Origin of the sequence: Mesorhizobium sp. IMUNJ 23232, from assembly GCF_044326205.1 — a bacterium.
In the GTDB taxonomy this organism is placed as follows: Bacteria; Pseudomonadota; Alphaproteobacteria; order Rhizobiales; family Rhizobiaceae; genus Kumtagia.
The window spans coordinates 17,212-30,251 of the sequence record NZ_JBIRCY010000076.1 but is presented as its reverse complement, the minus strand read 5'-3'; the positions used below and the strand labels follow the sequence as shown (position 1 = coordinate 30,251).

At 59.8% G+C, this 13,040-nt stretch carries 16 protein-coding genes and 1 pseudogene; 9 read left to right on the top strand and 8 right to left on the bottom strand.

Translation table 11 applies throughout. The features are described 5' to 3' along the window. Positions 1-123: 123 nt before the first annotated feature. The 3 genes from ACH196_RS33360 to ACH196_RS33350 form a co-directional block, all read right to left on the bottom strand. A complete protein-coding gene (locus ACH196_RS33360) occupies positions 124-420 on the bottom strand; it encodes a hypothetical protein (RefSeq protein ID WP_396651150.1) in 297 nt (98 codons plus the stop codon). Positions 421-508: 88 nt separating this feature from the next. Then, positions 509-1,000, bottom strand: coding sequence for a hypothetical protein (locus ACH196_RS33355; protein ID WP_396651149.1), 492 nt, complete (start codon positions 998-1,000; stop codon positions 509-511). A gap of 199 nt (positions 1,001-1,199) precedes the next feature. Then, positions 1,200-1,670: a YidB family protein gene (locus tag ACH196_RS33350; RefSeq protein ID WP_396651148.1), complete on the bottom strand. Its 471-nt coding sequence runs from the start codon at positions 1,668-1,670 to the stop codon at positions 1,200-1,202. Between the two features lie 211 nt (positions 1,671-1,881). On the opposite strand from ACH196_RS33350, the gene ACH196_RS33345 reads away from it, so the two are divergent. Then, complete coding sequence (locus ACH196_RS33345) at positions 1,882-2,160, top strand: hypothetical protein (protein WP_396651147.1); 279 nt, start codon at positions 1,882-1,884, stop codon at positions 2,158-2,160. Between the two features lie 587 nt (positions 2,161-2,747). Here the strand turns inward: ACH196_RS33345 and ACH196_RS33340 are convergent. The 4 genes from ACH196_RS33340 to ACH196_RS33325 are packed head-to-tail and all read right to left on the bottom strand — an operon-like array spanning position 2,748 to position 5,309. Continuing rightward, positions 2,748-3,179 carry a hypothetical protein gene (locus ACH196_RS33340; RefSeq protein ID WP_396651146.1) on the bottom strand — a complete coding sequence of 144 codons (432 nt, stop codon included), beginning with the start codon at positions 3,177-3,179 and terminating at the stop codon, positions 2,748-2,750. Next, on the bottom strand, positions 3,176-4,591 hold the full coding sequence (locus tag ACH196_RS33335; RefSeq protein WP_396651145.1) for a recombinase family protein: 1,416 nt from the start codon (positions 4,589-4,591) through the stop codon (positions 3,176-3,178). Before ACH196_RS33335 ends, ACH196_RS33340 begins: the two co-directional genes overlap by 4 nt. Continuing rightward, entirely contained in the window at positions 4,588-5,109 is a 522-nt protein-coding gene (locus ACH196_RS33330) for a DUF2924 domain-containing protein (protein WP_396651144.1), read from the bottom strand. The genes ACH196_RS33335 and ACH196_RS33330 overlap by 4 nt, the downstream gene beginning before the upstream one ends. Beyond that, positions 5,106-5,309: a hypothetical protein gene (locus ACH196_RS33325; protein WP_396651143.1), complete on the bottom strand. Its 204-nt coding sequence runs from the start codon at positions 5,307-5,309 to the stop codon at positions 5,106-5,108. The genes ACH196_RS33330 and ACH196_RS33325 overlap by 4 nt, the downstream gene beginning before the upstream one ends. Before the next feature lie 162 nt (positions 5,310-5,471). Here ACH196_RS33325 and ACH196_RS33320 point away from each other — a divergent pair, with 162 nt between their 5' ends. The 5 genes and pseudogenes from ACH196_RS33320 to ACH196_RS33300 all read left to right on the top strand — a co-directional run bounded on the left by ACH196_RS33320 (position 5,472) and on the right by ACH196_RS33300 (position 9,648). Next, positions 5,472-6,512, top strand: a complete 1,041-nt coding sequence (locus ACH196_RS33320) for a hypothetical protein (RefSeq protein WP_396651142.1) — start codon at positions 5,472-5,474, stop codon at positions 6,510-6,512. A gap of 152 nt (positions 6,513-6,664) precedes the next feature. Next, positions 6,665-7,225, top strand: a complete 561-nt coding sequence (locus ACH196_RS33315) for a sigma factor (RefSeq protein ID WP_396651141.1) — start codon at positions 6,665-6,667, stop codon at positions 7,223-7,225. Between the two features lie 535 nt (positions 7,226-7,760). Continuing rightward, a complete protein-coding gene (locus ACH196_RS33310) occupies positions 7,761-8,675 on the top strand; it encodes a toprim domain-containing protein (protein WP_396651140.1) in 915 nt (304 codons plus the stop codon). Further along, a pseudogene (locus ACH196_RS33305) lies at positions 8,582-9,235 on the top strand (AAA family ATPase); the annotation flags it as partial. The gene ACH196_RS33310 and the pseudogene ACH196_RS33305, both read left to right, overlap by 94 nt. A gap of 245 nt (positions 9,236-9,480) precedes the next feature. Next, positions 9,481-9,648 carry a winged helix-turn-helix transcriptional regulator gene (locus ACH196_RS33300; protein WP_396651139.1) on the top strand — a complete coding sequence of 56 codons (168 nt, stop codon included), beginning with the start codon at positions 9,481-9,483 and terminating at the stop codon, positions 9,646-9,648. Positions 9,649-9,876: 228 nt separating this feature from the next. On the opposite strand, the gene ACH196_RS33295 is transcribed toward ACH196_RS33300, so the two are convergent. After that, entirely contained in the window at positions 9,877-11,595 is a 1,719-nt protein-coding gene (locus ACH196_RS33295; protein ID WP_396651138.1) for an adenylate/guanylate cyclase domain-containing protein, read from the bottom strand. 537 nt (positions 11,596-12,132) lie between these two features. Between ACH196_RS33295 and ACH196_RS33290 the strand changes: the two genes are divergently transcribed. The 3 genes from ACH196_RS33290 (at position 12,133) to ACH196_RS33280 (ending at position 12,896) form a co-directional block, all read left to right on the top strand. Further along, positions 12,133-12,228: a type VI secretion system tube protein Hcp gene (locus ACH196_RS33290; protein WP_396651137.1), complete on the top strand. Its 96-nt coding sequence runs from the start codon at positions 12,133-12,135 to the stop codon at positions 12,226-12,228. 63 nt (positions 12,229-12,291) lie between these two features. After that, positions 12,292-12,474 carry a hypothetical protein gene (locus ACH196_RS33285; protein WP_396651136.1) on the top strand — a complete coding sequence of 61 codons (183 nt, stop codon included), beginning with the start codon at positions 12,292-12,294 and terminating at the stop codon, positions 12,472-12,474. 164 nt (positions 12,475-12,638) lie between these two features. Next, positions 12,639-12,896, top strand: coding sequence for a hypothetical protein (locus ACH196_RS33280; protein WP_396651135.1), 258 nt, complete (start codon positions 12,639-12,641; stop codon positions 12,894-12,896). The last annotated feature ends 144 nt before the right edge of the window (positions 12,897-13,040 follow it).

Sequence of the window (13,040 nt, the reverse complement as noted above, 5' to 3'; positions counted from 1 at the left end):
CGCCGATGTGCTCGCCCGTATCGCCGACACGCCACAGAACCGGCTGGCTGAACTTCTGCCGTGGAACTGGCGCCGATCCACCGCCACGGCGAAAGCAGCCTGACCGCGGCCCTCACCGCACGGTTACGGATCATCGGCCGGCGGGGGTTCTTCATCACGCCACCAAGGGCCCTTTCGCGTCCAACCAGCTCTCTTAATGTCATGGCCTGGGGCGGACGCGTCAGCATCTGCGGCGATCATTGCGGTCTTAAGTTCCTCGGGGGGAAGAGCTTCGATGATCCTATCTGCCAGCGACAAGCGCTCAAGCAAGAAACTGAGTATCGAGTGCAGTTTGGCATCAATGGCGTTGGAACTCCCAACCTCCCCCAGTGCCCAGGTGATTGTCGACTTCAGATCTTCGCCTTCGGGATGATCAGCCATATCGAGTCCCACCTGATTGCATGATGCGTACAAAAAAGAATGTGCCGACCTTCAAGGCCGGCACAAATTGCTGCGGGACTATGGTAGATCAGCCGCCGTCATACACATAGACAACCAGCGTGCCGTCCGAGAGAACCTGACTGGCCACAACATTGGCCGGCATGACGCTCTGCTCGCCAAGTCGCGCATTGACCGCCGCATTAGCCGCCAAGGACGCCCGTAGGTCGTCCACAGGCTTCCCGTTCTGGCTCATCGCCGCGTCAAATGCCTGTTTGTCGGCGCTCGCCCAATCGTTAATGCGCACAACCTTCACGGTCGATATGGTGGAGATCGTCTGGATTTGGCCGGCCGTTGTAGTGCCTGCCGCCATCACCGGGGTGAGGGTCTGAAGGTCGGCGATGCTTGCCGTGGTCATCGTGTCGGTGTCGCTCTCAGCGTTCAACTGCTGCGAAGCCGAGTTGATCTGAGTCTGGCCGGTGGAATCGGTATCCTTTGCCTGGGCCGGGCTTTCAGCGAATGCCGGCACGGAGAAGGCGACGATGGCCGCTACCGAAGCGGCGAATACAAGACTATGTTTCATTTGTATCTCTCTGGTTGTTCCTCACGCTGTCAACCTGCAGGCGGGGAGTTGGTTCCAGAGATACACGCCACCATATGACTACCAGCAGCGCGATGCCGGTATCTCGCATCTGCCGCCGGACGATATCGTTCATCAAGTTCCGACCGTATGGGGCTGATCGGTTCCAATAAGGGGACTTATCGGACCCAATTGACGCCTCTTACGACTTTGAGGCAGATGCCCCGGGAACAGGGTCGAGCAACGTAGGTTCGGCTGCCTCAGCCCTGCCCGAGGGCAGGTGTCCGTCGGGGCTCAGCTCATCTACGGCCTCCGGTAGGTTCACCGCCAGGCGCCGCAGGATTTCCTCCCGAGATAAACCCGTCTGCTCGTAGAGCGCGGCCAGCGTATCTTCGTCGATCGCCGCCGCGACATGCTCCGGATCAATCGGCTGGTTTGGTCCCTTGCCGACCCAGGAGTCGACCGCGTCGCCTTTGCCTGCACCGCGAAACTTGTCGAGTATATCCTTCAGGCCACCGCCACCAAGAATTTGCTCAAGAGGATTACCGGCTGGCGGTGTGGGATTGTTTGGATCGGCCGGTTGCGGGTTCCAGGCATCGGCGATGCGATCGCGGTTTTTGTATAGCACCACCCCAAGAGCCGCTAGTATAACCTTCCCGAGCATATTCGCCATTTTTCATCTCCTGTCATGTGTGAGCAGGAAGCGCGGCGGCAGGCAATTTGTTCCGGAAGTTCGTTGCGTGTCGTATCGCGGCCAACGAATACCGGTCGCCAACAATTGCAGCGCGCGGCACGTTAGCGCCGGAACATCCCTTCTCGTTCGCTGTTTCTCATCACGTCCGAGTCCTATGGAGAGTGCGATGCGGAATTGCTTGATAATCCTCATGGTGCTTGTCGGGAGCCAGGCACACGCGGAGGCGCGCTTCTCGTCTAACCGGATGAGTTGCGACGGCGTGCAGCAGCGGATCGTCAACAACGGCGCGGCTGTCGTCAGCTATACCTCCAAGCGGGGCAATCCGCTCTACGACCGCTTTGTGGCCGACATCGGATTTTGCCCAGGCGGCCAAGTCACGGAGCTCGTTTATATCCGCGCATCAGACACGCAGTCGTGCCCGGTATTGCGGTGCGAGGAGTATGAGCCGCCGTTCAACTTCGAAGACTAGCCTGTGGCGGCTAAACGATCCACCGGAGGCGACATCAACGAAGCGGACCACCAGGCGATCCGTCTGAGACGTTTCACGCGAGCCAGGCGGCGTTCCAGGCGAGCGGAAAGTTTCAGTTGTACCGGGTGGCGGGATAGGCAAGCCGGCCGTCTCCATCCTGTACGTCGTGGCCGAGAATGAGCAGGAACGTAGGAGCACGTTCAGTGAAGCGACAACTTGCGTCGAAGGCCGTATACGGCGGGGGCAAGCCGCCCTACGGCTTCAATGTTGAGAATGGCCGCCTAGTCTTGAATCGCGTTCAGCAGGAGAAAATCAGCGTCATGTCCCAGATGCGATCTAGTAACGCTTCGTTCCGACAGATCGGCCAGGTTGTGGGACTTCATGCCATGACCGTGAAAAGAATCCTTGACCGACATCAGGCGCTTAACGCTGACTGTGGTCTAAACAACCGTTGAGAGCATCCGGTGCGAGGCCACCCAATCGAGACGCTTCCACTCAGTCTGATATCCGCCTGAAAGATTCGCTATTTGCCTCCCAACGGGCGAGCATGGCGTCCTGGGGCCTTCGTGACGGAGTTCGTCCTTGGCCTAAGCGTCGCCGTTGATGGCTCTGGCTTGTTCATTCCAACCTGTCGACAAGCTATGCAGCATCGCTTGACGCTGGGCGCCATCGGTCTGCCTCCCATCCAGGATTGCTTCAACGATTTCTGGAGCGAGTAGGGTCAGGCGAAAGGTCCGAGAGACGAGCGAGCGGTCGAGCTTCCTGGCTTTGGCGAGTCCGCCGATAGTTGCGTATTGGCCCTGGTCAAGCAGCCTCTGCCACTCGAAAGCCTGTACGACTGATCGCAGGAGCGGGCGATCAAAGAGGCGGCTGGTCAGCGGCGATTGCTCCTGACCGGCCGCCGATATGACCAGCTTCCTGCCTCCCCGCTTGCGGAAGGTCAGCGGCACGTGAACGGTGATCGTCCTGCCGTCCGTGTCGATGTCGGTGACTGTGGCCTGAGGGCTAAGCATGGTCATGCCGAATTCCTGGTTGCAGCCGGAACTCTTCTGAGTTCACCTGACAATCGTGAAAGCCCTTCAGCGCGCAGCTTGATGCTGGCGCCTTCGAGACCGACATCGACCCGCTCGACGAGCAGCTGAACGATACGAGCCTGCTCCGACGGGAACAGCTCGTCCCACAGCGGATCGAGGCGCATCAGGGCCTCACGGACTTCCGATTCAGTGATGTCGGTCGCCGAAGCTGGTCTATCACGGCGGTGCTCATTCGCCGTAGATTGGGCGAGGGTCGCTAGTCGCGTTCCCCGCGCCTGCGTCTCCATCTCCCGCGCAGCCTTCCATGTGCGGACGATCATCTCGGGCGAGGCTAGCATCGCTCGCAACTGGTCGATAACCACGGCCTCTATCTCGCCGGCTGCGATGCGTTTGATCGGGCAAGTGTGCGGGCCGAGCTTCACCACCGTTTGCGTGACATAGTATCGATAGAGCTTGCCCTTCCGGCGGGTGTGGGTCGGCGACATGGCACTGCCGTTTGGTGCAAAGAGCAACCCCTTCAGCAAGGCCGGCGTCTGACGCCTGCTTGCCGCTGCCCGCTTGCGTGGATTCTCAGCGATGATCGAGCGGACCTTATCCCAGAGATCGCGGGGAATGATGGGCTGGTGCTCCCCGGGATATGCCGTGCCCTTGTGAACGGCCTCGCCGACATAGATGCGGTTGCTCAGGATTTTGTAGAGCATACCCTTGTCGAATGGCTTGCCATTTCTGCTGGTCACGCCCTCGGCATTCAGAGCGCGGGAAAGCTGCATGCCCGAGCCGGTCTTCAGGAAGCGTTGGAAGATCATTCGGACCGTGGCTGCTTCCTCCTCGTGGATGACCAACTTGCGGTTCTCGACCCGGTAGCCGAGCGATACGGTTCCGCCCATCCACATGCCTTTCCTGCGGGAGGCTGCGAACTTGTCGCGGATGCGCTCTGCGATCACTTCGCGCTCGAACTGGGCAAACGACAACAAAACGTTCAGCGTCAGCCTGCCCATGCTGGTCGTGGTGTTGAAGTTCTGAGTAACCGCGGAAAAGACGACCTGGTTCCGGTCGAACAGATCGATGAGTCTGGCGAAATCGGTCAGCGACCGGCTGAGCCGATCGATTTTATAGACGGTAATCACGTCGACGAGCCCTGCCTCGACATCGCGCAGCAGCCGCCTCAGGGCAGGACGTTCCAGTGTCGCGCCTGAGACACCACCGTCATCATAGCGGTCTGGCACCAGCACCCAGCCTTCGGCCCGCTGGCTGACCACATACGCCTCGCATGCCTCGCGTTGCGCGTCGAGAGAGTTGAATTCCTGATCCAATCCCTCTTCGGAACTCTTGCGGGTGTATACGGCACATCGCAGTTTGCGCACGACCGACTGACGGGCAGGAGTGTGCATGTTCATCGTGCCGCTCCCCTTTGGCTACGAAGCCCGAAAAACAACGGCCCGTTCCACCTAACTTGCGTAATGACTCGGGCGATTGCGGAGAGCGACCTATACGGCCTGCCCTGCCATTCAAAACCGTCGGCAGTGACGGTGACGACATGCTCGACGCCCTGCCATTCCCGGACCAAGCGGGTACCTGCGATGGGCCGGTCGCCGCCGCGACCGCGGCCACGACGGCCACTGCTATGATCGTCACCGAGTTGTTCGGCGAGCGCCCGCAGGCGGGACAGCGTCTCCGGCTTCAACCCTCCCCACCGAAGCTCCTGAATCCTGTATGCGAGCCGGCTTTCCAGAAAGGCGCGGTTGAAGGGTGGCGGCTCGCTCTGGAAGAGCTCCCGCCACTGCTGCTTCAGGTCGGAAATTGGCGCATCTTTCAGGGCAGCAAGGCGGGCGAGCACCTTCGGATCGTCATACCGGGCCGCGGGCGGCAACGCCCCTGCCCTGCCGGCTGATGCTGCAAGAGACTGTTTTGTCATCGGAACTCCCCATTGCGGTGGGTCCGATACACGCTCTCTTCCGCGCCAGAGGGAAGCGAACTCTCTGCATGACCTGCATATAATTGGCTTGACTGTTTTGCTCTCAGCCGAACCAGGCCAGCGGCAAGGATGGCGGCGATTTCGTCGAGCCGCTCGGCGCCGGTCATGCGGTTTGGAGGGAGGGCGTTGACGCCGGTCATGAGTGTCTCGATGCCAGTTCACAGCTCTCTCCTACTCAGGCAATAATCAAAGTGTCTCACGGCGCTCGGAAGCAGCGCCTAAGGTTTGTCGATCTGAGAATCGCTTTCAAAAAATGAAGCGGTAGATTCCCAATGCCCGCCAATCCACCCTACGTCGCGTTCATGAGGGTTACCGAAATCTGGGCAGAGCAGGCCGCAGTCCCGCAGCCAATGATTCTTCGGAATCTATGCGACTGGGCTGTCACCGACGCGTTTCCACCGGGAGCCTTCGTGTGGCACGACGGAACTCTAGTCGATCCGCTCGACATCTATCGCTCGTTCAGAGCGCTAACCCCAGGTGTACTCGACCGCGGTAACTACCTTGACGGCCTATCCGCTGTGGGAGGTTCGCTCGGATGGCCGCTGCTCAGTCGATTGATGGTTCTAACCGATGGCCTCCTGGCGTTTTGTAAGACCACAGATACGAGCCCGCCGACCGGCTTACATATAACCCGCTCGCCGGGCATGCGATTTTGGCAACGGGAGCGCCAGGCGGTGCACGCGTTCCCGCCACCTTGTCCCAACGCTGCAACATTCGCTCAGAAGCGCGATGCACCCCTGCGTTGCCAAGTCGACCTTGCGGTTCTTCGCGAGACACTTCACGACCTCAACAATGGCACATGGCAGTATGGAGAACTGTGCCATCAGGGCGACTTGCAACACGCGACGGCGCGGTGGAAGAAGATCCACGATCATGTGGAGAGGCTGATCACCCTGATCGGCGACAACGAGCCCGGTCCAACACTCCGTGACCAATTGGCTCAGCTAGATCAAGAATGGGTGGTATCTGTCTCGCGATGGGAAGTGGCGGGCATTCCGACTCCTGAGCCCGTCAAACCGCACCTCACCGTCATCAAGTCGTTGCGACGGGTCACCGTGCCCGAGGTAAGCGCTTCGCTAACGCCAATGTCATTCAACTTCATACTGTGCCTTGTCGAGCACGCGTTGGAGAATCGAGAATTTGTGGGACGCGAAGCGCTCCAGGAAAAAGTCCTTGGCCAAAACAGGGCCGAGAAAGCTGCAACGCAAGCATTCTATCGGCTGAAGAAGGAACTGATAGAGGCTGGCATTCCTGAGGAGTTCGCCATCGATATATTCGAAACCTTGCGCAACGCCGGCTACCGGATCAATCAGGACAGGATATCAGTATCTGTCGAACCCTGATGTTAACCGCGGCACCGACACCCATTCGGGCAAGCGGCGACCTTTCGCGATCTTTGGTGACAATACCGCGACTTTTATCGCGATCTTCTGGCGATCTACAACGCCCGTGAGCATCCATACCCTTCTGAGCATCGATTCCTTTAGGTGCTCAAATGCTCGATCTCTCCTCTTCGGCACTCGCATCGGCCAAGCACGAGGCCGAACTGGTTGCGGCGCGGCTTGTGCGTCGCATGAGACTGCCGCCGCATGAGAAGGAAGATATCGCCCAGGACCTGCTCGTCGATTTCATCGCGCGCCTGAAGCACTTCAAGCCCGACCGCGGATCGCCAGGTGCATTCGCCGGCACGACCATGAAGCATTGCGCCGCCAGGCTCGCGAACAGGATCGCCAGGCACCGCGCCCTCTTCGGCCATTCGCTCGACGACGCGATTGGAGCAGAGGGCCGCTTGGGCGACCTGCTCTCCGAAGATGACAGCTATTCGGCATGGATGGGACAGCCTGCCGATCAGCCGGCCAGCGTTGAAGTTCGGCTCGGTCTCGAACGTGCGCTTTCGCGACTTACTCCCGCGCAACTCAACATTTGCGCCCGTCTGACCGACATCACCCCATCGGACATCATCCGGAAAGGCCTCGTGTCGCGCGCCGGCCTTTATCGCCAGCTGTCGCAGATCAGGCTGGAATTCGCCATCGCCGGCATTGCCACGGCGGACTGAGACAGTTCGGATGTTGGCTGAGTAGAGATCGTCATGAACAAGCCTCATCAACTCCTGTGCACTGAAGCTGATCTCTGTCGCTGGCTAGGCGTTGCTCGTCCAGGCGAGATATTTGTCTATCACGAGGGGTTTCTTGCGATAGACAGCGCCAATGCTTCGGGCCGGTGCGAAGCTGACCGGAAACGGCTGCGCGCGCTGGCCAAACGCGTCAGGATGGCATTCGACAACGGACTAATCGACGCTCTGCAACGGCGGGTCGGTCCGAATTCCTTCCAGTACTTTCTGGTCGCTCGCCATCGTTCGCCTCTCGCAAGAGCGCAGACAGCAAAGCCTGGTTCCAAAAGCTGATGGTTTTCCTCCGGCAAAAGCAGTTGGCGCTGCGCTGGGGTATCTCGGAGCGCAGTCTGGAACGCTGGCGCGCCAATGGCAGCGGCCCTCGCTTCTTGCGGCTCACGCGCGGGGTTATTGTCTACCGTCTAACCGATATCGAGGCCTACGAGGCCGAGCGGACCATGCCTGCGGAGGCCAAGCGGCGATGAAGGCATATGTGTTGGCCCAGATCCTGCAAGGTGACGCCATCGCCAACAATAGAGTGCTCGCACCCGGTCCTGGTCATTCCCGGTCCGACCGCTCCATGTCGGTACTCCTCGATCCATTGGCCCGGGACGGCTTTGTGGTCAGCAGCTTTGCGGGCGACCACTGGCGTCAATGCCGTCACTATATCCACGATCGACTTGGCCTTCCTGCACCAGCACTCGATCTGGGAGGCGTGGCGCGGTTCCGCGCAGTCCTACTCTCCCCGCCGGCTTTGGAGCCCAAAACCATCGCATTGGCCGCGCGCATCTGGGAACAAGCTGGCCCGATAGAGGGAACGGCAGTAGCTCGTTATCTCCGACAACGCGGCATCCGTCTCCTAGACGATCTGCTCGGCGGCCGCGTGCTGAGGTTCCATCCGCAATGCCCGTTCCGCATAAAGGACAGCGACGTCATCAGGCTTCCGGCGATGCTGGCCGTCATGCGAGACGTTCATACAGACGAATTTCGCGGAATCCACCGCACTGCCCTTGCGGCGGGCGGCGAGGGCAAGGCGATCATGTCGGATCACGCTAATCCGAAACGCATGCTGGGTGTAGCAAGGAATGCCAGTGCAAAGCTCTCCCACCATGAGGACGTGATCGAGGGTCTTCACATCGCCGAAGGCATCGAAACGTCGCTGGCCTGCATGTCGATGGGGTTCCGGCCGGTCTGGGCAACGCTTTCCAGCGGGGGCATGGCGCACTTGCCGGTACTCTCAGGTGTCGAAGCGCTCACAATCTTCGCCGACAATGACGCGGCCGGGCTCAAAGCTGCGCAAGCATGTTCGGAGCGATGGGTGGCCGCGGGGAAAGAAGTCACAACGATTGTCCCAAAGGATCGTCAATCCGATTTTGCGGACTGTTGCGCATCATGAACAAGTCACCCGAACAAATCCTTCAGGCACTGAATGCTGAACGCACCGTTGTGGCTCCGGCCGAGCCCGCGAGAAAGACCCGCGTACTGAAGAGCTTCCCGTCACATCTCTTTACCAGCATGAAGCTCAAGCCACGCGAATTTGTCCTGGAGCCCATCCTGCGTACGCGGGGGATCGCCATGCTGGCGGCATATCGAGGTGTCGGCAAAACTCAGGTTGCGGTCGCGATCGCGCATGCTGTCGCAACCGCCGGCAAGTTCCTGAACTGGCAGGCACCCAAACCACGCTCGGTCCTCTACGTAGACGGCGAGATGCCAGGTCCCGATCTTCAGGAGCGACTTGCCATGTTTGAACCTGTAACCTCGGGCCTTCTGCGGATCCTGCCTATGGATGAGCAGGATCTCGGCGTCAGTCTGAACCTATCCCTGCGCGAGGACCAGGAGCGGCTCGAAGCTGAGCTGGGCAGCGCAGAACTACTGATCCTCGACAACCGTTCCACTCTGGTCAGCGGTGGGCGGGAAAACGAAGCGGAAAGCTGGGATTCGATGCAGGCCTGGCTGCTTAGGCTTCGCAGGCGAGGGGTCAGTGTGCTGCTGGTCGAGCACGAAGGCCGAGGCGGCAATCCGCGAGGCACCAGCAAGAGAGAAGACATTCTGGATACCCTTATCAATCTCAAGCGTCCGCAGGACTATGTCGCAAGCGATGGTGCCCGCTTCGAAGTCCTTCTCGGTAAAGCACGAGGTGTATACGGCGAAGACGCAAAACCTTTCGAGGCGAAACTGGAGGTGCGCGCCGGTCGCGCCCAGTGGTCGGTCAAATCGATCGTGGATATCGAGACAGAACGGATCGATGTTTTATCCCGTTCGGGTGCAGCGTTCGAGAGATCGCTGAGGAAACCGGGCTCAGCAAATCCAAAGTCAATCGGCTGCAAGCCAAATTGAAAGAGGACCGGCGTCAGGGGGAGCGCGAATAACTGTCCCACTGTCCCGCTACCTAGGGCGTGGGACAGTGGGACAGCGAAATCGTGCGCACATTTACATCGAACGGAGGAGGCTGCAAGCACGAGATTTGGCAACTGGGCTGGTACCAACCCGGCGAAATCAGTCAGCGGACTCGCCCTGACAGATGTAACGCTTCTCTCACCTGCATTGAGCAAGCTCCCCCAGGCCGAGGCGAGCGTTACATCGGCCCGCGATACGGTCTAGAGCGGTAAACCAGCTTCCACCAGAAGGCGGCCAAGCATCTTCGGCTTCTCAGGATCGCGGTAATACTCGCGGCTGGTGAAGACGGAGGCCGTGAGAGCTGGCTCGGCGCCGACAGCTTGCCTAACTATCCTGGCGGCTTCGTCGGCTCGATTGAGCGCTGTGAGCGCGGCCGCCCGATAGAGGCGTGATCGAATGGTTTGAAACGTCAGCCTGCTCAGGGATTCGATGCAGTCGGCATAGCGGGCTTGCGCATAGAGGGCCACGCCTCTTTCCTCGACACACCACACTGGAAGGAATGGGTCGAGCATTTCGGCTTCGTCGAGCAAGGACAACGAACGCTCTGCTTCGCCCGCGAAAGTGTATATCGCCGCACATCGCGCCTTGATGTAGGCATCTGTCGGATTCAGATCCATTGCCCTGCGGGCGTGCGCCGCGGCCTCGTCAAAGTTGCCACTCATGAGTTCGATCGCGCCCATGATCCTATTCGCCTCCGCGTCGCAGGGATCGAGCTCGAGGGCGCGCCCAATGTCTCGCCGGCCTTGCTCAAAGTCGAAATCCGATAACCCTGACGCCGCGCATACTCGCCACGCGTAGGCGGCTGCGTAGTGTGGATCGGCTTCTATCGCCTTTGTAAGCCAGTCGACGGACTGGCGTGCGCTGTCGTCGGTGACGCCGCCAAGGCGAAGATAGTCGAGCCCACGCAGAAGACAGTCGAAGGCAGTCATGTTTTCGGGCGGCTTTCGGCGGGCCAGAGTCAAGGCCGCGTCCTCCATCCGCCCACATACCGTTGCCGCAATCTTCGCGGCAGTCTTGTCGATCAGGGGGACGATTTCCTCGAACGATCGCTGGATCTTGTCGGTCCAAACCACCGATCCCCGGTCGGTTTCAGATAGCGTGAGGCTGATCGAGATCCGCTCTGAGATCTTCCGCACCTTTCCCTCGAGCACATATCGGACCCCGAGAGCGTCACCGACCCTCACCGGATCGGGTTGGGGGTCCGTAACCGCGAAGCTCGCACTCCGCGAGCTGACCGAAAGGCGGTGAAACCGTCCAAGTTCGACAATCAGCTCCTCGGTGAGTCCTTCGGCTAGGTAGCGTTGGTTCTCATCGTCGTCCGAAACCCGGAAAGGTAACACCGCTACCGACGATGGCCGCCGTTCCGTCGTAACGAGAAGTTGTGTGGGCGCCGATTGCAGCCGGTGAGTTCCGATCTCTCCGCGGACCCGATAGAGGTGCACCGGTTCTGTAATGTTCTTGAATGCTCGCTCGCCCATATCATCGAATATGAACGCGGAATTGCGGCGGACATGGTCGAAGAGCGCAGCACTCACATAGATCGAGTCCGGTTCGGCTGCCGCCTGAATCCGCGCCGCGAGATTGACGCCGTCGCCGACCAGATCATCCCCCTGCACCACGACATCCGCGATATGGAGGCCGAACCGCATCCGAAACGGCTCGCGGGTAGGTTCCTGCACGCCGGCAAGAGCGCTGCGGATCTCGAACGCGCCACGCACTGCATTCACCGCGCTCGGAAACTCCGCAAAGGCTGCATCGCCTGCCGTGTTGAAAACGCGACCATCGAGTAGGTTGACTTTTTCCGAGATGAGCGACTGACAGCTTGCCAGGCGTTCCGCAGTTTGCTCTTCGGCGCGCTCCATCATTCCGGAATAGCCGACGATATCACCTACCATCAGTGCCGCCATTCTGCGCTTCATGGCGAACTCCTCTACGGGACAACCAATCGGCGGGGATCATAAACCCTATCAGACGGTGTCGGCGTCTCGGATGCGATAATCAGGAAGTGTAGCGCATCGCGCAGCCGGCCGCATCTGGATGTGCGGGCAGTAGCTTTGCTCACACCTTTGCCGAAGTAGGCACGCTGTCGGGCTTGGGCTGAGCAAGCAGGAAGAAATCGCAGGTCCGCCGCAGGGCTACGATCTCACGAGCGAACGGAGTCTGGCATTCCGCGATGGCCGGGTTCACGGTCACGAATGACTAGGTCCTCGCTTGCTCTAAGTAGGATTAGCCATCGAAACGATATCTTGTTTTCCCGACACACTGCGGCAACGGAGCCGACCGATGATGAAAGTCTAACCAAGGAGAACCACCATTGGCCCAAGACATGTTCATCAAGATCGGATCGCTCAAGGCCGAATCACAGGACGCGGAGTTCTCTAAGTGGATCGACGTACTATCGTGGTCGCTCGGCGGTTCTCAGGGTGGTACGGCTAGCCAGGGTGGTGGCATGGGCGGTGGCAAAGGTCTCCTTCCAAGATTTCTCGTTCACCAAATATACCGACATCGTATCGCCCAAGCTGTGGGGCAAGATGTGCACCGGCGAGCACTAGGAGCCCGCCGAGTTCAAGGCCCGCAAGGCCGGCAGTAAGCCGTACGTCTATATCGAGATCAAGATGGACGATGTGATTGTCACCAGTGTCTCGACGGGCGGGAGCGGGGGCGAGGACAGGACCACCGAGAACGTCACGCTCAACTTCAAGAAATACAAGATCAAGTACAACCAGCAGGCCAAGACCGGCGCCCTCGAGGTATCCGACGACTTTACCTACGATCTCGCCAAGAACAGTGAAGGCTGAGTTTCGGTCTTCATGCGACAACGTGATTCACAGCAGATCGCGCAGCGAAAGGCCCGCCGTCTCTCCTGGCAGCGGGTTTTATTTCTGCGCTGGGAACCTTCAGCGGCACGCCGGAACGGCGAATCCAGCGCCGCGCGTTCCCGCTCAAGGCCGTCTGGCAGGCCATGATCGAGACCTTCATGCGGAAAACGGACACCAAGCAGGTCTGCGCGGAGCTGGCGATGGAAGGCCTGATCCAGAACACTTGGCGAGTCGGCGCGTCGCCGAAGACCACGCCGGGGGAGGACGACGTCATCGGGCTGACGCCACCGTCCGTTACGCCCGGCTCTGACCAGCCGCCGTCGCAAGTTGACCAAACGTCCCGTGCTGCCGCACTGGTGCAGCCCGCCCTTAGTTTGCATTGGGAGACTTCGGCCAAATAGCCAACTGACCGCCTGCAGCCTCATTCCCAGACCTGCCGCCCGATCTGACGTAGTGCACTTCTCTTCATAGCGTGGCGCTGTCCCCCTCGGCATCGGTGCACTGGGTGTTCCTGCGTACCAATCGGAAAATGTCAGGATTCCAAT

Bases quoted from the DNA above. Each gene is read 5' to 3' on its own strand.
- ACH196_RS33360 (WP_396651150.1), bottom strand. From the start codon at position 420: ATGGCTGATCATCCCGAAGGCGAAGATCTGAAGTCGACAATCACCTGG.
- ACH196_RS33355 (WP_396651149.1), bottom strand. From the start codon at position 1,000: ATGAAACATAGTCTTGTATTCGCCGCTTCGGTAGCGGCCATCGTCGCC.
- ACH196_RS33350 (WP_396651148.1), bottom strand. From the start codon at position 1,670: ATGGCGAATATGCTCGGGAAGGTTATACTAGCGGCTCTTGGGGTGGTG.
- ACH196_RS33345 (WP_396651147.1), top strand. From the start codon at position 1,882: ATGGTGCTTGTCGGGAGCCAGGCACACGCGGAGGCGCGCTTCTCGTCT.
- ACH196_RS33340 (WP_396651146.1), bottom strand. From the start codon at position 3,179: ATGACCATGCTTAGCCCTCAGGCCACAGTCACCGACATCGACACGGAC.
- ACH196_RS33335 (WP_396651145.1), bottom strand. From the start codon at position 4,591: ATGAACATGCACACTCCTGCCCGTCAGTCGGTCGTGCGCAAACTGCGA.
- ACH196_RS33330 (WP_396651144.1), bottom strand. From the start codon at position 5,109: ATGACAAAACAGTCTCTTGCAGCATCAGCCGGCAGGGCAGGGGCGTTG.
- ACH196_RS33325 (WP_396651143.1), bottom strand. From the start codon at position 5,309: ATGACCGGCGTCAACGCCCTCCCTCCAAACCGCATGACCGGCGCCGAG.
- ACH196_RS33320 (WP_396651142.1), top strand. From the start codon at position 5,472: ATGAGGGTTACCGAAATCTGGGCAGAGCAGGCCGCAGTCCCGCAGCCA.
- ACH196_RS33315 (WP_396651141.1), top strand. From the start codon at position 6,665: ATGCTCGATCTCTCCTCTTCGGCACTCGCATCGGCCAAGCACGAGGCC.
- ACH196_RS33310 (WP_396651140.1), top strand. From the start codon at position 7,761: ATGAAGGCATATGTGTTGGCCCAGATCCTGCAAGGTGACGCCATCGCC.
- ACH196_RS33295 (WP_396651138.1), bottom strand. From the start codon at position 11,595: ATGAAGCGCAGAATGGCGGCACTGATGGTAGGTGATATCGTCGGCTAT.
- ACH196_RS33285 (WP_396651136.1), top strand. From the start codon at position 12,292: ATGGACGATGTGATTGTCACCAGTGTCTCGACGGGCGGGAGCGGGGGC.
- ACH196_RS33280 (WP_396651135.1), top strand. From the start codon at position 12,639: ATGATCGAGACCTTCATGCGGAAAACGGACACCAAGCAGGTCTGCGCG.